Genomic DNA, 21,911 nt, shown 5'->3' with positions numbered 1-21,911 from the left:
AAGAAGCACTATAGGAACAGCAGGAATAATCGCATGGATTTTGCAGAAACGTTCTCTTCGATTCTTCGAGTTGCCGGGTTGGCGTTAGCTTTTGGCGCTGGAGTGCCGCTGCTTTTCGCTTTGGGTATGCGCTGCATGACTGGGGATGCCATTCGGGATGCCCAGGGTGTTGTGGTCGATCATCGTGAGGCCGCGCCTGGAATGAAGATGCTGGGGTGGCTGGTGTACGCCCTGCTGGTAGTTCTGGTGGTGGTGGCGATCACGTGGATTTCCAAGGATACGTTGAATCACTACCTGGGCTGGAACCTGTTCCCGGGGTTGTCCAGTAAGCACTAGCGTCAGTAGGCGCTGGCGCCAGCACGTACTAAGAGTTGCGCTGCGAGTTCGTGCGCGGGGTTGTACGTTGTAGCTATGTTGACTCCTCGCCCGTTCAATCACTCGCAGCGCAAGCCCGCACGCCTGCGTGCACACAGCCCAGCACATAAGCCCGTCCGAGCAGTCTCCGCCGTCATTGCCGCGCTCGGCCTTTCCTTGGAGCTCGCCGCCCCAGCTCAGGCGGAAGGCTCGATCGACAGCCTGCGGATGCCGCCCCTGGCCGGGCTAGAGACTCTGCCTGGTTATCCAGCGCCGGTGTATTACGACGACGCTCCCACCCCGCGGCCTTTCCCGCCGGAATATTTGGGTGGTTATATCTCGGACGTGAGCTCCTATTGTGGCGGCATTTATGCCGATGTGGTGAAGAGCTTTCAGGATCTTCGGGGGAATAAGGAGCTGATGCAGAAGAACCTGGATCTCACGGTCCAGGCTAATAATGCTGCGGCGAATGACCCTGCGGCAATTGAGCGGGCGCAGCGTGATGCGGCTGTGGATCAGGGCGGCCTGCTGATGGCGTTTTCTGATGCGTTGGGGGATGAGCTTGGGCAGGCGTTCCGGGATGCGCTGAAGGATAATCGCCTCCCGAAGACTCAGTATCTTCTGGGCAATGGGTACCTGGCCCGTGCCGGTGGTGTGGCGAGCTCCACGCTCATTGAAAAGGAATTGTTTGGGTTTGATCGCCCTTTTGTGGTCGCACCGGATCGGATTCATCGTTATGAGAGCCCCGAGCGGGATTTCTATAAGACTTCCAAGTCCTTCCCTTCGGGTCACACGAACCAGGCGACGTGGGTGACCACGCTGCTGGCGATGGCGTTGCCGGAGGTGGGCCCGCAGTTGCTGCTGCGCGGTGCTGAGGCTGGGTATCACCGCTTGGTGATGGGCGTGCATTACCCACTGGATGTGATTGGTGGTCGCATGACGGGAACTGCGGCAGCGGCTGATCGCTGGAATGATCCGCGCATGCGCGAGGCCTTGGGACAGGTGCGGGACGAAATCCGCGCGGAGCTGGCGTGGCGCACCGGCAAGGACGTTGCCGATGTTGCGGCGCAGCAGAGGCCTTATCGACCGACCGACGCCGCCGTCGATACCTATACAACATATATGACCCACGGGTTCGCGCCGGTGGGGGCTACGGATGCGCCGATGATTGTTCCTCAAGCGGCGCCGGATCTTCTGCTTCCTACGTATCCGGATCTGAGCTATGAACAGCGGGCGGAGATCCTCCGGCGTACGGCATTACCCGCGGGCTATCCCTTGGGCGATCAGGGCCCTGCAGGCTCTTGGCAGCGGATTAATCTGGCTGCAGCGATGGCGGCTGACGCGACGGTGAATGAGGACGGTAGTCTTACGATCAACCCATAAAAACCCAGGATAATGTGACGAATGGTGCGCATGTTTTCTGTGTTGTTTAGAGAATCGGGTTCAGGCGCGCTATCCTGAAGGGGGACTACGTTCCTGGCCAACACTTATCTCACTTTCGAGGACCCTCATGCGACCACATACTTTCACCCGGCACATACAGCGCATCGCCGTAGCAGCGATCATTGCCACCGGATGCCTCGCGGCTCCTGTTGCCTCCGCGCAATCCAGCGTGAGCGGAAGCCTGGACAACGTGCTTGCTGCGGGTCAGCCGGGACCGCATCGCGTGGAGGGGAACTACTTCACGTCCCCTACAGCTCCTGCTGAGCAGAAGGCTCAACCTGGCGTGGCGATTGTGGGGCCATCCACTCCCATCACTATGGGGGACAACGTGTGCACCATCGCCGTGGCGGGAACGGATGAAGCGGGTCGTGCGGTTGCCTTGACGGCGGGGCACTGTGGTGGCGTCGGAGCTGAGGTTCGTGCCATGGATGCACCTGCCGCCGGCGTAATCGGAAAGGTGGCACGAGTGGTTGCCGGGGATGTGGCTGTCATTGAACTGAACGACCACGCACGAGTGGCTGCGCACTACAACAACGTCGCCATTAATCAGGTTGGCGGCCCGTCTCCAGCGGCGCTCCAGGAGGTCTGCAAGACGGGTGTGGCGACGGGAACGTCGTGTGGTGCGACGATCAACGCCACGAATGACCGGCTGCTGGCGCACCTGTGTGGCTCGTTTGGCGACTCCGGAGCGCCGATCTACGCGGGTAATCGTCTGCTGGCGGTGCTCAATGGTGGATTGGCTGGATTGCCTGCATGCACCACCCCGCTCCAAGGGCCAGTGCATGCCCCGACGGTGGGCACCCCCTGGGCTAAGATCTCCGCGGATCTCAATCGCGGGGGAGTGGGAGCAGGCTTCCGCCCGGCGAACTAGCGCTGGCTGTTGTGTTGCGGTGAGTGCATTTGCCGGCAGTAGCTCAGGGCTAGTGTGAGTGCCGAGGCAAGCACCAGAGTTCCCATGGACCAGCGGGCCTGGTTCCAGTTGATTACATCTACGGCTGCAAGAAGCGCCATCACCGCCGCGATCGCCAACAGAATCAGCCAATTGTGTCTATTGCTGGATTTATTCATGACTTTCACCTGCATTTCACTGGTACACGAGTGGCGCGAAACGTATCTTTTCGATACTCAAATAGTGAACCTCGTGTAAGTATCGATGCTAGTAGCATTTCAGGCAGTGTGCCCAGGGCTGCGGCCTAGCCCAGGCGGCCGCGGCCGAGTTGCAGGAGAGCCTTGGCGATGTCCACGCCCTCACGGCCGAACTCGTCGTGGAACTGGTTGATAATGGCGACCTCACGGGTGTGAACCAACTTGGTTCCACCGGAACCCAAGCGGGTCTTGCCGATCGCGCGAGACACTTCCGTGCGGCGACGAATGGCGTCGATGATCAGCTCATCCATCCGGTTAATTTCCTCGCGGTAGGATTGGATTTCTGCGTCCGATAAAGGATCGTCGGTGCCCGACGGCATGCGCACACGGAATGGAGTGTCAGTCATGTTCGTTATCATACTGGCAAGCGCCGTCAATGGTGTACATGTCGGCGCATGACGCGGCAATAACCAACGCAGGTAACAACCAACGCAGGTGAAGAAGGAAGAGATGAGTAACGACCCCCGCCAGGAATATCTTGATATACCGCTCACGGACGTTCCTCTTCCCGACGAGCCTGTGTTCGACGCACCACCGCCAGAGGACGAGCTTCCCCCGGAGGGCTATGAAGACGTCTTGAGCGCGCCGGCTGCCTCTGCGCCGACCAACCCTGCACCCACCCACCGCACTCCAGCCAGCTCCACACCAGCCAACCCCGCTGCATTGCTGGAAGGCCTAAACCCCCAGCAGCGCCAGGCTGTCGAACACCGCGGCGTGCCCCTGTTGATTGTGGCGGGTGCTGGTTCGGGTAAAACCTCTGTGCTCACCCGGCGCATTGCCTACCTGTTGGACAACGGAGTGGCCCCCTGGCAGGTCCTCGCCATCACCTTCACTAACAAGGCCGCCGCGGAGATGCGCGAGCGCGTCATGGATCTGATTGGCCCCACGGCCGAACGCATGTGGGTCTCCACCTTCCACTCCACGTGTGTGCGCATCCTGCGCGCGAATGCCGCCCTCGTCCCGGGTCTGAATACGAACTTCACCATCTATGATTCGGATGACTCGAAGCGCCTGATCACCATGATCCTGAAGGATCGCGGCATGGACCTTAAGGAGTTCGCGCCCCGGGGCGTGCTGTCCACCATCTCCAAGTGGAAGAACGAACTGATGGGCCCCGCTGAGGCTCTCACGGAGGCGGAGCAGGACACGAACCCCTGGAAGAGCGCCGTGGCCGAGTGCTACGGGACCTATCAGAAGCGCCTGCGCGCTGCCAATGCTGTGGATTTCGACGACCTGATCGGGGAAGTGGTCGCCGTTCTTCAGCGCCACCCGGAGGTGCTGGACCACTACCGTTCGCGTTTCCGCCACGTGCTGGTGGACGAGTATCAGGACACCAACCATGCCCAATACGTGTTGGTGAAAACCCTTGTGGGTGACTCGGCAGAATTGTGCGTGGTGGGTGACGCTGACCAGTCCATTTACGCCTTCCGTGGCGCGACGATCCGCAATATCGAAGAGTTTGAACGCGATTTCCCAAACGCGCGGACTATTCTGCTGGAGCAGAATTACCGCTCCACACAAACAATTCTGAGCGCTGCAAATTCTGTGATCGCTCAAAACGAAGGCCGCCGTGCCAAGAATCTCTGGACGGATCTCGGCGACGGCGAGCGCATCGGCGCATATGTGGCCGATAATGAGCACGACGAGGCCAACTTCATCGTCCAGCAGATCGACGACCTGGTGGATAATGGCGAGTTTTCCTATTCCGATATTGCCGTCATGTATCGCACGAATAACGCCTCCCGTGCCGTGGAAGAAGTGCTGTTGCGCGCAGGGCTTCCCTATAAGGTCGTGGGCGGCACTCGCTTTTATGAGCGCCGCGAAGTGCGCGATATTGTGGCCTACCTAAAAGCGCTAGATAACCCCCACGATGAAACCGCGCTGCGGCGCATTATTAACACACCACGCCGAGGAATTGGCGATCGTGCCCTGGCTCAGGTCAGCGTCCACGCGCAGACGCACGGCCTGGGTTTCCGCCAGGCCCTCGAGGATGCCGCGGCCGGTCATGTGGCGATGCTCAGCTCTCGAGGAAAGAACGCCATCGCCGGGTTTATCGACCTGATGGATAACCTGCGCGCCGAAGTGGTCTCCGAAGCAGAGCCAGACAATACCGAAGCCCAGGACTTTCCGGATCTCGGCGAGGTTGTGTCCCGCGTGCTCGATGCCACCGGCTACAAGGCGGAGCTGGAGAAGTCCAACGATCCGCAGGACGGGACGCGCCTGGATAACCTCAACGAGCTCGTAGCCGTGGGGCATGAGTATTCTGCGGAGGCGGCAAACCTGGCGTCGTATCAGGCGGAGCAGGATGATCTGCTGAGCGAGGGTGAGGCGCCGGCGGGCTCCCTGCAGGCGTTTTTGGAGCGGGTGAGCCTGGTGGCCGATGCCGATCAGATCCCCGCCGAGGAGCACGACATGGTCACGTTGATGACCCTGCACACCGCGAAGGGCTTGGAGTTTCCCGTGGTGTTCCTGACTGGGTGGGAGGACGGGCAGTTCCCGCACATGCGTTCGCTGGGGGATCCCACGCAATTATCTGAAGAACGACGCCTGGCCTACGTCGGAATAACCCGCGCCAAAAAGAGGCTGTTCTTGACGCGGGCTGTGACGCGCTCTGGTTTTGGAACGCCGGTGAACAATCCGCCGTCGCGGTTCTTGAAGGAAGTGCCGGAGGAATGCCTGCACTGGATTCGTGAGGAACCCCAGTGGGGGACGAGCTACACGAGCGGTTATTCGGGCGGCTATTCGAGTGGTTTTGGAAAGAGGTCCGCGGGGGCGAGCGCGCCGGCGTCGACCACATATACGTCGTCACCGTCCACCCCTCGGAAGTCCTCTGCTGCGGGGAAGCCCGCGTTGGCACTGGAGGTCGGGGACGTGGTCAATCACGACAAATATGGATTGGGTACGGTCAAGGCGGTCGATCGAATCGGTGCGCACGCCACCGCGATGATCGATTTTGGGCGCCAGGGCACGGTGCGCATGATGCTCACGCCGGGGCTGCCGATGGAGAAGATGTAAGCCTCCACAGCGCCAGCGCCTCCTCAGGCATCAGACAACCCCCTCGAGCTGATCTGCTCGAGGGGGTTGCGTGGACTTTAAGGAAGTCAAAAAGTGTTAGACGTTGATGCCGCGGGCTGCCAGCCACGCAGCTGGGTCGATAGCCTCGCCACCGTTAGGGTGAACCTCGAAGTGCAGGTGGGAACCGGTGGAGAAGCCCAGGGATCCCATGCCGGCGATCTTCTGGCCTGCGGAGACGCGCTGTCCCACGGTCACGTCCAGGGTTGCCATGTGGCCGTAGACGGTGATGGTTCCGTCGTCGTGCTTGATGCGGATCCACTGGCCGAAGCCGGAGGCTGGGCCGGAGTCAATGACGGTGCCATCCATGACGGCCAGGATGGGGGTGCCCACGGCGTTGGCGATGTCAATGCCCTTGTGGAAGGTGCCCCAGCGTGGACCGAAGGGGGAGGTGAAGATGCCCTCGGCTGGCTTGGCGAATCCGCCGATCAGCTTCGCGAGGCCGGCGGCATTTGGGTCGCCGTTTTGGATTGCGGCGGACAGGTCAGCGGAGGAGAGGCGGTTGGCCAGGTCGGCGTTGGTGCGCTCCTGAGCGAAGTGGAGTGCGGAATCCAGCTGGGAGGAGAGGTCGGAGACTTCCTTGGCCTGTGGGACTTCGAGGATCTGTGGGGTCTGGGCTGCGGCCTCGCCGGCGCCGGTGCCGTTGCCCTGCGCCAGGGTCTGGGAGTCGGCGGCCAGGACGATGTCCTTGTCGGCCTTGGTGGTGGAGCCGGCGGCAGCGCCAGCAGCGCCCGCGGAGGTGACGGCGGTAGCCGCAACGGCAACCATGGTGACGCGACGCTTGGCGGTGGTGTCCTGCTTGCGGTGAGCACCTCCGGTGCGGGCTGCGTTCTTCTGCACGATAGGATCCTTAAAGTCTTGAGGCAACGTCGGTGTATCGTGGCTATTTCTTAACCACTTCGTTATCAACGAGTTGTAACATTATTGCTTTATCAAACAGTTATCAACCGGTTTTGCTAAAAAAGTAACGAAAGTGTCACGAAGATCACGGTCTGTGATCTGGTCGGCTCGTGAGCTGTAAATGCGCAGACTAAAGATCCTGCAGGTCACGGCGCTGCACGCACAAGGGGGTAGAGATATGGTTGACACTTCAACAAGCGGGTAAAAAGTGTTACCCCATAGAGGGGATGTCTCGACGTAACCTTGAGGCTTTGTGACACAAGTGGCTGGTGGGGCTACCGGCGCATGAAGCGCACGCGAGTCAGTACCCCACCACAGCCACATCATTGGGCACAATGGGATAGGTGACTAAGCGATCCGAAGACAGCCGACCAGACCGCCGACCCAGCGGGCGAACCCGACGCGGGTCATCGGCGGCACGCAGAAGCCGTCCACGGACCCAGCAACCCCACCAGCCAACGTCCCGTTCCTCCGCAGCCAAGGGCGCGCACCCCGAACACGGCCGTGGGCGCTCCGAGGGATTCGTGGATACGCCCACCCAGGCACGCTCAGCGCGAGCGGCTGCAACGTCGGCGTCGTCTTCCTCCTCGGCAACAACCACGGCGCGGACACGGCCCGACGGGCGGATGCAGCAGCTCTGGCAGCTGTGGCGGCCCCACGTGAAGCGGTTCGGGCCATCACTCCTTATTAATCACGCGGTGACCCTTGCCGTGATCATCTCCATCGCTGTGGTGGTGGGCGTGGGTCCCGGCTTCGCCTACGTGCCCGCGGTGATTGGCTCCCTGTGGATGCACGTGAACCTCGCCCCGCTGCACATGGGCGGCGTGACGCTTGGGTTCGCGCCGCTGCTCCCCGCGTTGGGAATCGTGTGGTGGCATGCGCGACGCACCACCAAGGCCCTCGGCAATTCCGTGTCCGTGCGCGGCCTGCGGCTCTACGCGGCCATGAATATCGGCATCGCGTGGGTCATGACGATCGTGGCGTGGCTGATGCTCTGGGACGCCTCCCGGGTGTTCGATCTCGCTCCGCCGAACCTGGGCGTGGCCCTGCTGTCCGCCCTGCTCGTCAACGGTGCGTCTGTAGTGATCGGCATGCGCCCCCGCGTGTGGCGCGCGTTGCTGCTGCGCAAGGGGATCGGAACGTGGCCGGTCGATGCGTTCATCGTGGCCGGGCGCTTCCTGAAATACATCGTGCTCGCCGGCGGCGCGGCGGCGGCGCTGTACGCGCTGTATAACTTTCAGGCGGTCAAGGAGTCTTTCGAGATTACGCAGGACACCACGGGAGGACTCGGCCTGGTGCTGCTGTCGCTGCTGTACCTGCCGAACATCGCCGTGGGTGCAGCCGGTGTGCTGATGGGTGGCGAGTTCCACATCGGCCATGGGATGGTGAGCCTGTTTAGCGTCACGAATGTGAACGTGCCACCCACGCCGATTTCTGCCACGATTCCTCACGGCACGATCCCGCACGCGGCCGTGTTGCTGATCGTTCCGGTGGCCCTGGCGATCTGGCTGGCTTACCGCCACGTGGCGCAGCGCGACTACATCGAGGCCCCGCTGGCCACGGCCGTGGGTGCCGGGGTGGTGGCTGCGTTTGTGGGCTTTTGCCTGAGCTGGCTGGGCGGCGGCGAGCTGGGCGTGTATGGCCACACGGGCCCGCTGGAGTGGCTCTTCGCCGTGGAGGCTGCGGGCTGGGTGCTGGTCCCCACCCTGATCCTGATGCTGTGGGCGCAGCGCGCGGGGCAGAGCGTGGTGGAGGATACTGTCGATAGTGCCGACGCCGACGTTGCAGGGTCTGACGATGCTGCCGATGATGAAGACTCGGCGGGCCAGGACGTAGAATCTGAAGACGAACAACCCGAAGACCGCGAGGCTGAGGATCTCGAGGCTGAGGATCTCGAGGCGGAGGCTGAAGACTCCGAGGCCGAGGCAGAAGCCCCCGAGGCAGAAGCCCCCGAGGGTGACAAATCGACACAGGAACACGAGGCACAGGATGAAGATAGTTCTTCTAGCGTCCGGGACAGGGACGCTTCTCCAGAGCGTGATTGATCACGTCGATCGCTCAAAGGTACACATCCTGGCGGTCGGCAGCGATCGCGACTGTGAGGCTCTATCCCGTGCGCAGCGGGCGGACATCCCCACGTTCACCGTGGAGTACACCCCGGGCGAGACGGACCGCGAGCAATGGAATGTCGCATTGGCCGAGCAGATTGCGTCGTATGAACCAGACATCGTGGTCAGCGCGGGTTTCATGCGCATCCTCGGCAAGACCGTGGTGGATGCGTTTGCCGGGCAGATTATTAATACCCACCCTGCGCTGCTGCCGGCGTTCCCGGGCGCCCATGGTGTACGGGACGCTCTTGACTACGGTGTGAAGGTGACGGGCACCACGGTTCACGTGGTGGATTCGGGTGTGGACACCGGCCCGATTATCGCTCAACAGGCTGTGGTAGTGGAGCCGAGTGACACGGAGGCTACGTTGCATGAGAGAATCAAAGTAGCAGAACGCCAACTTCTTATCGATGTGCTCCATGCCATCAGCGATAACGGTCTCAGCATTAATGGACGAAAGGCTAGGACGACCAGCAATGACTAACCAGAAGCCAATCAAGCGCGCGTTGATCAGTGTGTACGACAAGACTGGATTGGAGGAGCTGGCCAAGGGGCTTCATGACGCGGGAGTGGCTTTGGTGTCCACCGGGTCCACGGCGTCGAAGATCGCAGCGGCTGGCGTGCCGGTGACGGAAGTCGAGCAGCTCACGGGCTTCCCGGAGGTACTGGAGGGCCGTGTGAAGACCCTGCATCCTCGCGTTCACGCGGGAATCCTGGCGGATACCCGCAAGGAGGATCACCTGAAGCAGCTGGAGGACCTGGATGTGGAGGCCTTCGAGCTGGTGGTGGTGAACCTGTACCCGTTCACGCAGACTGTGGCGTCGGGTGCGTCCTTCGATGAGTGCGTGGAGCAGATCGACATCGGGGGACCGTCGATGGTGCGTGCGGCGGCGAAGAATCATCCGTCCGTTGCGGTGGTGACGAATCCTAATCATTACGACGCCGTGGTTCACGCCGCGAAGGAGGGTGGTTTCACCCTGGAGCAACGCACCAAGCTGGCTACCGAGGCTTTCCGCCACACGGCCTCCTATGACGTTGCGGTATCTACCTGGCTGTCCGAGCAGATCGCAGAGGAAGGGGAGGTCTTCCCCGAGTGGACTGGTGCTACCTATGAGCGTGCCAGCGTGCTGCGTTATGGCGAGAATCCTCACCAGGCTGCGGCGCTGTACGTCACCCAGGGTGAGGGCGGCCTGGCGGGGGCGAAGCAGTTCCACGGCAAGGAGATGTCCTACAACAACTACACGGACTCGGATGCAGCGTGGCGTGCCGCGTGGGATCACGAGCGTCCGGCGGTAGCGATCATCAAGCACGCCAACCCGTGTGGCATTGCGGTCTCGGACGCCTCCATTGCGGAGGCGCACAAGCTTGCTCTGGCCTGCGACCCGGTATCCGCCTTCGGCGGCGTGATCGCCACCAACCGTGAGGTGAGCGTGGAGATGGCGAAGCAGGTTGCCGAGGTGTTCACCGAGGTTATTGTGGCGCCATCCTACGAGGAGGGTGCCGTGGAGATCCTGTCGCAGAAGAAGAACATCCGCATTCTGCAGGTGCAGGAGCCTACGCGTTCCGACGATGCCGCAGCTCCAGAGCTGGAGCGCCGAGAGATCTCCGGCGGTTTGCTGGTTCAGCAGCGCGACAAGATTGACGCGCAGGGTGACTCCACGGATAACTGGACCCTGGCTGCCGGTGAGCCTGCCGATGAGGAGACCCTGAAGGAGCTGGAGTTCGCGTGGCGCTCGGTGCGTGCAGTGAAGTCCAACGCGATCCTGCTGGCCAAGGACGGCGCAACCGTAGGCGTGGGTATGGGTCAGGTGAACCGCGTGGATGCGGCGAAGCTGGCTGTGGAGCGCGCTAACTCCCTGGCTGGGGATGACGAGCGTGCCCAGGGCTCCGTGGCTGCCTCCGATGCGTTCTTCCCCTTCGCGGATGGCTTTGAGGTGCTGGCGAACGCCGGCGTGCGCGCGGTTGTTCAACCGGGTGGCTCCGTGCGTGATGCCGAGGTGATCGAGGCGGCCACGAAGGCCGGTGTGACGATGTACCTGACCGGCGAGCGTCACTTCGCTCACTAAGAGTGCGACCCGAGTGCCGCGCCACGACGGCTGCAGATGCGTTGGTGGCACTAGTGCTAGGTATATAATAAAGCCGTGACCACACACCCGTCCCGAAACCTGAACGCGAAACTCTGCCGCGGCCTGGTTGCCTTGGTGAGCTGCGCAGCCTTGAGCGCCTGCACCATCAACGGTGGCGACCTGGCTAAACAGCGCCAAGAGGAGCTGGAGAGCGCGCAGCCCACGTTTGACGATCCGGGCTCGACCGTGGCAACGCCGTCCCCCTCGACGGACAGCGAAGCTACGCCCGAGAGCACGCCCGATAGTGATGTCGCGCCGGGCGATGTCACCGCAGTGGCGGAGGCCGCTGCGGCTGCGGGCGGTGCCATCGCCATCGCAGCAGCGGGAGAGGTAGCCACGGCAGGTTCCGTGGACATGCCCGCGTGGTCCACCATGAAAGTCCCGGTCGCGATTGCTGCTCTGCGTCACGACCCGTCCGTTGCCTCGTTCGTTGCGCCTGCTATTCAGCAGTCGAGTAACGCCGACGCTGAAGCTCTGTGGTCCTCCATGGGGGACCCGGGTACCGCAGGTCAGCTGACTGGTGCGGTCCTTGCCGAAGGCGGAAGCTCCGCCACCGTTCAAACCTCCGTGGTCCGGCCCGGTTTTAGTTCCTTCGGGCAGACCCAGTGGCCGTTGGATCAGCAAGCCCAATTCGCCACCAAGCTGCGCTGCATTAACGGCTCCGAGCAGGTGGTGGCCAACATGGGGCGCGTGTCCGCCGACCAGTCCTATGGCCTGGGCCGGATTCCCGGCGCGCTGTTTAAGGGCGGATGGGGCCCCGATGAGTCAGGCATGTACAAGGTCCGTCAGTTCGGCCTGGTGCCGGCAGGCGACGGCTACATTGGCGTGGCGATCGCCGCGGCCGCACCTGACGGTAGCTATGAGTCGGGACAAGAAATCCTCAACCAGATGGCGTCCATCGTCCAGCGTCACCTGGGTTCACTGCAGGCGAGTGCCTGCTAATTCCTACAAGTGGGAGAGTAAGTTATGACGTACGATCCAAACCAAGGCCAATGGGGTTCTCAGCAGCCGGTGTATGGTCCTCCCGGTGGCTACTATGGCCAGCCTCAGGGGAACCAGGGCAATGGTACGACCATCGCGTGGGTCGTGGCAGCCATCGCTGTGACCGCCTTGCTGGTGATTGGTGGAGTGGTGGGCTACAACGCCTTGTCCAACAAGAACATCAACAACACCACGAACCAGGGGCAGATGGCGGTGCAGACCTCCTCGGCTCCCGCGCCGTCGACGTCGTCTCAGTCTTCCAATAGTGCACCAGCTCAGGAGGCGCAGCCGGCACCTGCTCCGCAGGCGGAGGCTCCAGTCATTTCCTCGGGCTACAATCACTACGATTACAACGGTGTGACCTCGTCTGGCTTTGCGAACAATGTGTACTGGGCCTGGAAGAACAACTACAGCGCCACGGGCAACAAGTACGCTACACTCTCTGTCTATTCGCCGTACACCGGCTATACCTATCGCATGAGCTGCTACCCCAGCGGCAGCGCCGTGCGCTGCACCGGTGGTAAGAACGCTTTGGTGTCCATCTACTAGTTCGTCGCGCGGGTTGGACTATAGTAGTCCACGATGACTGGCTCTCAACACTCCCACGGACGAACATCGGGCACATCCCGTGTGCTTCTGGCGCTGGGATGCGCAGTGGCTGTGGTCTCTGGCACGGTGCTGTATAGCTCCGCCACGGACTCGTCCAGCCAGCCAACTCATTCCCAGGCCGCCAAGCCCGTGGGCAAGAACCACTCCGGCAACCACGGTGCGGATCAGCCTGATGTGAAGCTCGCTGACGTGGCGGTTGATGGGGGATCGATCGCCTTGGTGAGCCACGATCGCACCCTGGTGTATGGCCAGGACGATGGGCCTGCCTGGTCCACCATCAAGGTGCCCATCGCCATCGCTGCTTTGCAGCATGATCCCGCCACAATTGATCGCGTTCAGCCCACGATCGAGTGGTCCAGCAACGAGGATGCGGAAGCCCTGTGGTTCTCCATGGGTAATCAAACGCAGGCCGGGGAAGCCGTGGAGGAGCTGCTGCACACCACGGAATCGGCGGCTGACCTAGACAAGATCCCCGCTCACTTCACTGACGCGCAGGCTTTTGGTGCGGTGAACTGGTCCCTGTCGGAGCAGGTGAGCTTCGCCAACCAGATGTGGTGCGTCCCGGAGGCCGAGCCGGTGCTAGAGTCCATGGGCAACATCGCCGAGGAGCACCGCTGGGGCCTCGGCAGGATCGACGGTGCCCGCTTCAAGGGCGGCTGGGGGCCCGATGATGAGACGGGCGTGTACACTGCCCGCCAGTTTGGCGTGATTCCCGTGCCCGGGGGCTGGGCGCCCGTGGCGCTATCTGCCACGGCTGAGGACGGCACGGAAGGCTCGGCCCAGGAGATCCTCAATGAGATGGCGGATAGGCTGAACGTCCTCAAGGACCGCCTGGCACCGTCGGCGTGTGTGCCTCCGGGGGATCGTTAAGCGGTAGGCTGTAGAGCTGTGAGATCCACATTCTTGGCGGAGCCCGATATTGAGGGGCTGGCCCCTCGGGCGGCGGCGAAGGCGCGCCGGCGTGTGGACTTGTTGCGCGCCAGCGCCAAGATCATGGCGGATACGGGCTTTCACGCGATGCGTCTGGAGGACCTGGGGGAGGCCGTGGGGATTTCAGGTCCGGCGGTGTATCGGCATTTTTCCAGCAAGGAGCAGATTCTTCGGGAGTTGTTGCTGGGTATTTCCACGCATTTGAATAGCCAGGCGCGCGAGGTTATTGACGGTGCGGCCACGCCCCACGAGCGTGTGAGTACCCTGATCGATTTCCACATCTCCTTTGCCCTCCATCAGCCGGAGCTGATTCGTCTGCACAACAGGGAGCTTTTTCGCCTGGGCATGGATGGCCATGCCCAGGTGCGTCATGCGCAGGGCCAGTACCTGCAGCTGTGGGCGCAGTGCTTGCAGCTGTTGGATCCGGCGTTGGATGACGATGGGGCGAAGGTGAAGGCGCAGTTGATCATTGGTCTGATTAACTCGGTGGAGTATCTTCGCCTGAACGTGCCCCGGTCGGTGGTGCGCCGCCAGATGTCCGAGTCTGCACGCGCGGTTGCTGGCCTGAGCACATAGAGGATCTACTTCTCGGGGGAGTAGTAGGCCAGCACCGTTTTGACCAGCGCGCCGAGGCGGTACCGTTCCGGAGTTAAAGGAGTGATCCCTTCTGCCTGCAACGGTTCTGCGGTGACGGGCCCCACCGCGGCGAATAGCACCGAGCCTTCCACTGCGAGCTGCCGGATGACCTCCCACACCTGGAGGCGTTGCGCGGTAGCGATCCAGTGGCGCACCGCCGGGGCTGAGGTGAACAGCACGCCGTCGAACTCTGCATTGGCGGTCTGCCGGAGGGAGCGTTCTAGCGCCTCGGGATCTCGGGGCTCATCCCAGCGGTAGGTGACGATGGAGTGGATGGTGGCGCCGGCGGCCTTAAGCTGGTGTTCCAGGTTCTCGTCGCCGGCGCCGTGATGCTGGATGGCGATGCGCGCGCCGGTGAGGTCGCGGGCCAAGAGGTGCTCCAGGATGTCGGCGGTGGTTTCGGACTTGGCGATGAAGTCGGGGCGGTAGCCGGCGTTGACGATCGCGCCGGTGGGTTTGGCGCCGCGTGCCAGGATCGTGGCGGACCCGAGGGTTCGGTGGAGTGCTGCCTGCAGCTCGGGGTAGGCGTCCAGGGCCTCAAGCCAGCTGGTGAATCCGATGGCGGTGGTCACAATGACATAATCGACGCCGCCGTTTGCGAGTGTGCCGGTAGTGTGGAGAAGCTCGGCGTCGTTGGTGGTGGGGATAACGGTGAGCGGCGCGGCGATGGTGGTGCGGGCGCCATGGCGGGCGAGAGATTCGGCGAATTCTTCGGCGCGACGTTCGACGGGGAGTAGGAAGTGGCGGCCTTGGAGAGTGGTGCTCAGCGGCGTGGAAGTGTCTGGTGCATTCATTGGTTCTTTAGCCTAGCGCGGGCAGACGGCGGGGAGCTAGTTCACAAGTGATGCTGTTTCTATAGCAAAACGAGTGGCGGTCGAGAGGGGATGGGGGATGCGATGGGGGAGGGGTTGTGTGCGAGTGGACCTCAAGAGCTGGGGTTTTGGAACGTCCGGGGGTGATCTGGCAATCATTCTGTACAGAATGAACATTTTGCTTTGCATACAAGATAGTGTGCTGAGTCACAGATACTGTTAATTCTCATTAACTGAAATGGAGTGGGTGCGTTGAGTACAAGCGATCACCAGGCCAGCCATCAGGACCTTGTGCAGGAGCTGCGCGAGCGGCTCGAGCGCGCCGCGCAGGGTGGAGGTGACGCCGCACGCGCGCGGCATGAATCCCGAGGCAAGCTTCTCCCGCGCGACCGCATTCTCACCCTGCTGGACCCGGGAAGCCCCTTCCTGGAGATCGCGCCTCTGGCCGCCGAGGAGATGTACGACGGCAAAGCACCGGCCGCGGGACTCATCGCTGGCGTGGGCCTGGTCGAGGGGCGGCTGTGCATGATTGCCGCCAACGATGCCACCGTCTCCGGCGGAACGTATTACCCCATGACCGTGAAGAAGCACCTGCGCGCCCAGGAGATCGCGGAGGAAAACCGCCTGCCGTGCATCTATCTGGTGGACTCCGGCGGGGCGATGCTGCTCCAGCAGGATGAGGTGTTCCCCGACCGCAACCACTTCGGCCGCATCTTCTTCAACCAGGCGAACATGTCCGCTAAGGGCATTCCGCAGCTCTCCGCCGTGATGGGCTCCTGCACCGCCGGTGGGGCCTACGTCCCGGCCATGTCCGATGAGACCATCATCGTGGAAAATCAGGGCACCATCTTCCTGGCCGGCCCGCCCCTGGTGAAAGCTGCCACGGGAGAGGACGTCACCCCGGAGGAGCTTGGCGGTGGAGCGATGCACTCGCGCATCTCTGGCGTGTCCGACCACTTGGCCAGCGACGATAAGGATGCTCTGCGGCGCATGCGCGACATCGTCGCCACTTTGCCGGACAACAAGCCCACCCCGTGGCTGAGGCAGGAGCCGAAGCAGGCCCCACGACCGCAAACAGACCTGTATGACATCGTCCCGACGGACGCGAAGATCCCCTACGACGTCCACGATGTGATCGAAGTTCTCGCCGATGCGGGCTCCATCTCCGAGTTCAAGGCCGAATACGGCACGTCCATCGTGACCTGTTTCGCCCGCTTGGAAGGGCACAGCGTGGGAATCATTGCAAATAACGGTGTGATTTTCGCCGAAGCAGCCGTGAAGGGCGCGCATTTCATCGAGCTGTGCGAGCAGCGCAATATCCCACTGATTTTCCTGCAGAACACCACGGGATTTATGGTGGGCCGCCAGTACGAAGAAGGCGGCATAGCCAAGCACGGCGCCAAAATGGTCAACGCCGTGGCCACGGCCTCGGTGCCGAAACTCACGGTGGTTATTGGCGGCGCTTTTGGTGCGGGTAATTACTCGATGTGTGGCCGCGCCTACAGCCCGCGCTTTTTGTGGATGTGGCCGAATGCCCGCATTTCCGTGATGGGCGGACCGCAGGCGGCGATGACCCTGTCCACGGTCCGACGTGCCCAGATCGAGCGTTCCGGCGGTGAGTGGTCCGCGGAGGAACAAGAAGCATTCGAAGCCCCCATTCGGGAGATGTTCGAGGAGAAGTCCAGCTGCTGGTATTCCACCGCGCGCTTGTGGGATGACGGGGTCATTGATCCCGCGGAGACACGGCGCACGCTGGCCATGGCTCTTGATATTTGCGCTCAATCCGAGCGCGCACCTCAGGGCTTTGGCGTATTCCGCATGTAAACGCACTGAACCATATTGCTGATTATTTTTCACACAAGGAGCGCCACCCGTGACACGCACAACAATCGATACCGTTCTTATCGCCAATCGCGGTGAGATCGCCTGTCGCGTCATTAACACCGTCCATTCCATGGGGCTGAAGGCCGTAGCGATTTATTCCGACGCCGACCGCTCGGCCCCACACGTCCACTTAGCCGATAAGGCCGTCCATGTGGGGCCGGCTGCTGCCGCGCACTCTTATTTGGACATCGACAAGGTCATCGAGGCAGCGCGAGCCTCGGGCGCGGACGCCATTCACCCCGGCTATGGGTTCCTCTCGGAAAACGCCGCCTTCGCGCGCCGCTGCGAGGAGGAGGGCATCGTATTCATCGGCCCGCCGGCCGAGGCCATCGACACGATGGGCGACAAGATCACGGCCCGCGCCACGGTGGAATCCCGCGGCGTGCCCACGGTCCCCGGCATTTCCCGCCCGGGCTTGAGCGACCAAGAGATCATCGATGCCGCCCCGGACATCGGATTCCCCGTGCTCATCAAGCCGTCCGCCGGCGGTGGGGGCAAGGGCATGCACCGGGTGGAGAACATCGAGGACCTGCCGCAGGCTCTGGTCACCGCCCGGCGCGAGGCCGCGAGCTCCTTCGGTGATAGCACCCTGTTTTTGGAGCATTTCGTGGACACCCCGCGGCACATTGAGGTGCAGATCGTAGCGGATTCTCACGGCAATGTGATCCACCTGGGGGAGCGGGAGTGTTCCTTGCAGCGCCGCCACCAGAAGGTGATTGAGGAGGCTCCCTCGGCGCTGCTGGATGCCGCGACCCGCGAGGACATTGGCCAGGCAGCGTGCGATGCCGCCCGGGCGTGTGGCTATCGCGGCGCGGGCACGGTGGAGTTCATTGTTTCGGCCTCCCAGCCGGATCGTTTCTTCTTCATGGAGATGAATACCCGCCTGCAGGTGGAGCATCCGGTCACAGAGCTGGTCACGGGCGTGGATCTGGTGGAGTGGCAGATCCGCGTGGCGCGCGGGGAGCAGCTGCCTCTGCGCCAGGATCAGGTGGAGCTCACCGGCCATGCGGTGGAGGCGCGCGTGTATGCCGAGGATGCGGCGGCTGGGTTCCTGCCCACGGGCGGCACGATCAGTGCTTTGTCCTGGCCGGTGGGCCCCGGGGTGCGCGTGGATTCCGGTGTGGCTGAGGGCCAGACCATTGGCTCGGATTACGACCCGATGCTGGCCAAGGTCATCACGTGGGGTTCCGATCGTACCCGCGCGCTGAAGGGCCTGGATGACGCTCTGGCCGCCACAGTGATCGACGGGGTGGTCACCAACGTGAACTTCAACCGCTTCCTCATCACCCATCCGGACGTGTTGGCGGGGGATCTGCACACGGGTCTGGTGGACGAGCTGTGCGGTGATTTCGCCAACCCGTCCACGCCGCTGGCAACGCTTGGCCTGGTCGCGCTGCATCACGCGCGTAATGCGGGCCGTCAGGCGTCCCGGACGTTGAGTGGTGCCTGGACGTTGGCGGATGCGTGGCGGGGTGGGCGAGATGCCGCGCCGATCCGGTTGCTGCTGACCGATAATCCCGACGACGCCCACAGCGCGCGCACCATCAGCCTCACTGAAAAGGACAACGGTGCTGGGTCTCCGAGGACGTGGACGCTTACGTCGGAAACTCTGGTGGATGATTCCGAGGCTGCCGTGGTGGAGCAGTGCGAGCTGCAGCTGCTGGAGCGCCCGGCGGGCAACCGTTCGAGCGCTTCAGACGCCGCTGGGCAGGCCGCCACCCCGTACCACCTCGCTATTGATGGCGGCCCCGCCGAGCACTGGATTGTCGGAGCCACCTCCACCTGCGGGCGGTACTACGTCACGGGTCCGCAGGGCACTGTGTGCGTCACGCACCTGACCGGCACGGCGGCGGATAGCTCCGCTCAGGACAGTACGGGTGCCCTCACCAGCCCCATGCCCGGCACGGTGATTGCCGTGGAGGTGGAGAGCGGGGCGTCGGTCAATGAAGGACAAACGGTGCTGGTCATCGAGGCAATGAAGATGGAGCACACCATCGCGGCACAGGTGGCGGGCGAGGTCAGCATTGCCGTGGCGGTAGGCGACAAGGTCACCACCGGACAGGTCCTGGCCGAGGTGCACGCGGACGGGGAGGATGCCTAAGGACTCCCGGCCCGCACACAGCACACCCGCACCAACCAGCTGACCAACAAGCTCGACAAGACAAGAACTCACAACGTACAGAACAGGAATCACGATTATGTCTATGCTCACCCCAGAACACGAAGAACTCCGCCGCTCCGTTGAAGATTTTGCGAACAACGTGGTGGATCCCGTTGCCACGCAACACGACCGGGAGCACACCTTCCCCTACGACGTGGTCCGCGCCATGGGCGAGATGGGGCTGTTCGGCCTGCCCATCAGCGAAGAATACGGAGGCATGGGTGGCGACTACTTCGCCCTCGGCATCGCGCTGGAAGAGCTCGGCCGCGTGGACCAATCCGTGGCCATTACCCTGGAGGCAGCCGTGTCCCTGGGCATCATGCCCATCTACAAGTTCGGCACCGAGGAGCAGAAGAACACCTACCTTCCGGACCTGGTTGCCGGCCGCGCGCTCGCCGGCTTTGGACTGACTGAGCCTGACTGCGGCTCGGACGCCGGCGGAACCAAAACCACCGCCAAGCTAGACGGCGACCAGTGGGTTGTGAACGGCTCGAAGCAGTTCATCACCAACTCCGGCACGGACATCACCTCCCTGGTCACCGCCACCGCCGTCACCGGCACGCGGGACAACGGCTCCAAGGAAATCTCCGCCATCATCATCCCCACCGGAACCCCGGGATTCACCGCGGAAGCCCAGTACAACAAGGTGGGATGGAACGCCTCCGATACCCACCCCCTGACCTTCAGCGACGTCCGCGTTCCCGAGGAGAACCTGTTGGGCGAGCGCGGCCGAGGCTTCGCCCAGTTCCTCTCCATCCTGAACGAGGGCCGCATCGCGATCGCCGCACTGGCCACCGGCGCGGCCCAAGGCTGCGTGGATGAGTCCATCGCCTATGCCAAGGAGCGCACCTCCATGGGACGGGCCATCTCCGAATACCAGGCCATCTCCTTCAAGATCGCCCGCATGGAAGCCCGCGCCTGGTCCGCCCGCCAGGCATGGCACTCGGCGGCGGCGAAGATGCTCTCCGGGCAGGACTTCACCAAGGAAGCCTCCATCGCCAAGATGGTCAGCTCCGAAGCGGCCATGGACAACGCGCGGGACGCCACCCAAATCCACGGCGGCTACGGATTCATGAACGAGTACCGCGTGGCCCGCCACTACCGGGACTCGAAGATCCTCGAGATTGGCGAGGGCACCACCGAAGTCCAGCAGATGCTCATCGCACGATCGTTAGGGCTGTGACGGCCGGGTGGCGTCGGGTCATTCCATCCCACAGACCCGGCCCACCGCCAGCAGCCCAGCGAACAATAACGCAGCAACATCGCAGCACACAGTGACCACCGAAGGAGAACGTCCATGGCAGAAAACCCATCAACCGAACGGCCCCAGGAAGGCAGAACCGTCGAGCAGCGCGGACTGTGGTTCGAGGAATTTGAAGAAGGCGTGACCTACCTGCACCGCCCCGGCAGGACCGTCACCGAAGCGGACAACACCCTGTTCACCACCCAGACGATGAACACGCAGCCCCTGCACCTGGATGCAGCCTGGGCGGCTACGCAACCAGGATTCAACGGGGAGCGGCTGGTCAACTCCCTGTTCACCCTCTCCACGGTGGTGGGGTTGTCCGTCAGCCAGCTGTCCCTGGGCACGATCGTGGCGAACCTTGGCTTCAAGGACGTGTCCTTTCCACATCCGCTGTTCCACGGGGACACGCTGTACGCGGAGACCGTGTGCGTGGGTAAGCGCCTCAGCTCCTCGCGGCCGGGCCAGGGGATCGTGGAGCTGCACCACATTGGGCGGAACCAGCATGGCGACATCGTGTGCGAGGCAACCCGCTCCACGATGATGCAGTGCCGGCCGCAGAACTAGACCTTAAGAGACCGTAAGAGACCCCCTAAAGAGGCAGACATGGATACACCACACGCTCCGCGCACCTGGATTCCCGCAGGTCCCGCGCTGTTGTTCGCCCCTGCGGACCGGCCGGACAGATTCGCCAAGGCTGAGCAACGCTCGGACATGGTGATCGTGGACCTGGAGGACGGGTGCCGCGCCGAAAATCGAACCGACGCCCGGCGCACCATCACAGAGTCCTCGCTCAACCCGGCCACCACCATCGTGCGCATCAACCCGCCGGAAAGTGACGAGTTCGCCGAGGATGTGGAGGCTGTGGCGCGCAGCCCCTTCACGCAGGTGATGATCCCCAAGGCGGAAGACCTGACCGCGGTGGACCTTCCCGAACAATGGGACGTCATCGCGCTGATCGAAACTCCGCGGGGCGTGCTAAACGCCGCAGAGATTGCCGCACACCCCCAGGTGGTGGCCCTGTTCTGGGGCGCGGAGGACTTAACCGCGGCGTTGGGAGGAACGTCCTCCCGCTATGGGCGGGACGAGGTGCCCACCCCGGGAGGAGGAGTCTCGGGGCACCCCGGTGGCTACCGGGAGGTTCCTCGCCTCACGCGCTCCCTGGTGCTGCTTCATGCCGCGGCGGTGGGCATCGTGGCTCTGGACTCCATCCACGCTGACACTACGGATAGTACTGGGGCGTATGCGGAGGCCGTGGACGCCGCAGCCAGTGGCTTCGCCGCCACCGTCTCCATCCACCCAGGATTGGTCCCCGCGATCCGGAAGGCGTACAGCCCCACGGAGGAGCAGGTGGATTGGGCCCGGCGCGTGGAGGAGGGCGCCCGCAGCAACAGCGGCGCCTTCGCCGTGGATGGGAAGATGATCGACCTTCCTCTCCGACGCCAAGCCCAGGTCATCCTGGCCCGCGCACAAGCAACACACCCCTCTCGCTAGGCAACACGCATC

The 21,911-nt window shown here is 62.9% G+C and carries 20 protein-coding genes; 16 read left to right on the top strand and 4 right to left on the bottom strand.

The window, feature by feature from the left end:
- The first annotated feature begins 33 nt into the window (after positions 1-33).
- From IAU67_RS07215 to IAU67_RS07205, 3 genes are all read left to right on the top strand, one after another.
- Positions 34-336, top strand: a complete 303-nt coding sequence (locus tag IAU67_RS07215) for a hypothetical protein (protein ID WP_151842005.1) — start codon at positions 34-36, stop codon at positions 334-336.
- Positions 337-411: 75 nt separating this feature from the next.
- Entirely contained in the window at positions 412-1,737 is a 1,326-nt protein-coding gene (locus tag IAU67_RS07210; protein ID WP_225723479.1) for an acid phosphatase, read from the top strand.
- Positions 1,738-1,864: 127 nt separating this feature from the next.
- A complete protein-coding gene (locus IAU67_RS07205; protein ID WP_225723478.1) occupies positions 1,865-2,668 on the top strand; it encodes a S1 family peptidase in 804 nt (267 codons plus the stop codon).
- Here the strand turns inward: IAU67_RS07205 and IAU67_RS07200 are convergent.
- Both IAU67_RS07200 and IAU67_RS07195 read right to left on the bottom strand, forming a co-directional pair.
- Positions 2,665-2,865: a hypothetical protein gene (locus IAU67_RS07200; RefSeq protein ID WP_151842004.1), complete on the bottom strand. Its 201-nt coding sequence runs from the start codon at positions 2,863-2,865 to the stop codon at positions 2,665-2,667. The genes IAU67_RS07205 and IAU67_RS07200 overlap by 4 nt on opposite strands.
- A 125-nt stretch (positions 2,866-2,990) precedes the next feature.
- Positions 2,991-3,290, bottom strand: a complete 300-nt coding sequence (locus tag IAU67_RS07195) for a chorismate mutase (RefSeq protein ID WP_187767881.1) — start codon at positions 3,288-3,290, stop codon at positions 2,991-2,993.
- 103 nt (positions 3,291-3,393) lie between these two features.
- On the opposite strand from IAU67_RS07195, the gene IAU67_RS07190 reads away from it, so the two are divergent.
- Entirely contained in the window at positions 3,394-5,958 is a 2,565-nt protein-coding gene (locus IAU67_RS07190) for an ATP-dependent helicase (RefSeq protein ID WP_151842002.1), read from the top strand.
- Positions 5,959-6,054: 96 nt separating this feature from the next.
- Here the strand turns inward: IAU67_RS07190 and IAU67_RS07185 are convergent, their stop codons facing one another.
- Positions 6,055-6,855: a M23 family metallopeptidase gene (locus IAU67_RS07185; protein WP_370451940.1), complete on the bottom strand. Its 801-nt coding sequence runs from the start codon at positions 6,853-6,855 to the stop codon at positions 6,055-6,057.
- Between the two features lie 404 nt (positions 6,856-7,259).
- Here IAU67_RS07185 and IAU67_RS07180 point away from each other — a divergent pair, with 404 nt between their 5' ends.
- The 7 genes from IAU67_RS07180 (at position 7,260) to IAU67_RS07150 (ending at position 14,245) form a co-directional block, all read left to right on the top strand.
- On the top strand, positions 7,260-8,960 hold the full coding sequence (locus IAU67_RS07180) for a cell division protein PerM (protein ID WP_225723477.1): 1,701 nt from the start codon (positions 7,260-7,262) through the stop codon (positions 8,958-8,960).
- Positions 8,905-9,507: a phosphoribosylglycinamide formyltransferase gene (gene purN / locus IAU67_RS07175; protein WP_151842001.1), complete on the top strand. Its 603-nt coding sequence runs from the start codon at positions 8,905-8,907 to the stop codon at positions 9,505-9,507. The genes IAU67_RS07180 and purN overlap by 56 nt, the downstream gene beginning before the upstream one ends.
- Positions 9,500-11,089 carry a bifunctional phosphoribosylaminoimidazolecarboxamide formyltransferase/IMP cyclohydrolase gene (gene purH, locus IAU67_RS07170; RefSeq protein ID WP_151842000.1) on the top strand — a complete coding sequence of 530 codons (1,590 nt, stop codon included), beginning with the start codon at positions 9,500-9,502 and terminating at the stop codon, positions 11,087-11,089. Before purN ends, purH begins: the two co-directional genes overlap by 8 nt.
- 75 nt (positions 11,090-11,164) lie before the next feature.
- Positions 11,165-12,091: a hypothetical protein gene (locus IAU67_RS07165; RefSeq protein WP_225723476.1), complete on the top strand. Its 927-nt coding sequence runs from the start codon at positions 11,165-11,167 to the stop codon at positions 12,089-12,091.
- A 24-nt stretch (positions 12,092-12,115) separates the two neighbouring features.
- Positions 12,116-12,679 (top strand): hypothetical protein, encoded by a 564-nt coding sequence (locus tag IAU67_RS07160; RefSeq protein WP_151841999.1) that lies wholly within the window; start codon positions 12,116-12,118, stop codon positions 12,677-12,679.
- A gap of 33 nt (positions 12,680-12,712) precedes the next feature.
- Positions 12,713-13,609, top strand: coding sequence for a hypothetical protein (locus IAU67_RS07155; RefSeq protein WP_151841998.1), 897 nt, complete (start codon positions 12,713-12,715; stop codon positions 13,607-13,609).
- A gap of 18 nt (positions 13,610-13,627) precedes the next feature.
- Entirely contained in the window at positions 13,628-14,245 is a 618-nt protein-coding gene (locus IAU67_RS07150) for a TetR/AcrR family transcriptional regulator (RefSeq protein ID WP_151841997.1), read from the top strand.
- Positions 14,246-14,250: 5 nt separating this feature from the next.
- Here IAU67_RS07150 and IAU67_RS07145 read toward each other — a convergent pair whose 3' ends face one another.
- Positions 14,251-15,099: a uroporphyrinogen-III synthase gene (locus IAU67_RS07145; RefSeq protein WP_151841996.1), complete on the bottom strand. Its 849-nt coding sequence runs from the start codon at positions 15,097-15,099 to the stop codon at positions 14,251-14,253.
- 270 nt (positions 15,100-15,369) lie between these two features.
- On the opposite strand from IAU67_RS07145, the gene IAU67_RS07140 reads away from it, so the two are divergent.
- The 5 genes from IAU67_RS07140 (at position 15,370) to IAU67_RS07120 (ending at position 21,899) form a co-directional block, all read left to right on the top strand.
- Positions 15,370-16,941 carry an acyl-CoA carboxylase subunit beta gene (locus IAU67_RS07140; RefSeq protein ID WP_280527184.1) on the top strand — a complete coding sequence of 524 codons (1,572 nt, stop codon included), beginning with the start codon at positions 15,370-15,372 and terminating at the stop codon, positions 16,939-16,941.
- 49 nt (positions 16,942-16,990) lie between these two features.
- Positions 16,991-19,102 (top strand): ATP-binding protein, encoded by a 2,112-nt coding sequence (locus IAU67_RS07135; RefSeq protein ID WP_151841994.1) that lies wholly within the window; start codon positions 16,991-16,993, stop codon positions 19,100-19,102.
- A 97-nt stretch (positions 19,103-19,199) separates the two neighbouring features.
- Entirely contained in the window at positions 19,200-20,345 is a 1,146-nt protein-coding gene (locus IAU67_RS07130; RefSeq protein ID WP_151841993.1) for an acyl-CoA dehydrogenase family protein, read from the top strand.
- Between the two features lie 114 nt (positions 20,346-20,459).
- Positions 20,460-20,972, top strand: coding sequence for a MaoC family dehydratase (locus IAU67_RS07125; RefSeq protein WP_151841992.1), 513 nt, complete (start codon positions 20,460-20,462; stop codon positions 20,970-20,972).
- 39 nt (positions 20,973-21,011) lie between these two features.
- Positions 21,012-21,899 (top strand): HpcH/HpaI aldolase/citrate lyase family protein, encoded by an 888-nt coding sequence (locus tag IAU67_RS07120; RefSeq protein WP_151841991.1) that lies wholly within the window; start codon positions 21,012-21,014, stop codon positions 21,897-21,899.
- The last annotated feature ends 12 nt before the right edge of the window (positions 21,900-21,911 follow it).

This window comes from Corynebacterium zhongnanshanii, assembly GCF_014490575.1.
Classification (GTDB): Bacteria; Actinomycetota; Actinomycetes; order Mycobacteriales; family Mycobacteriaceae; genus Corynebacterium; species Corynebacterium zhongnanshanii.
This window is presented reverse-complemented; position numbering and strand designations above follow the sequence as displayed.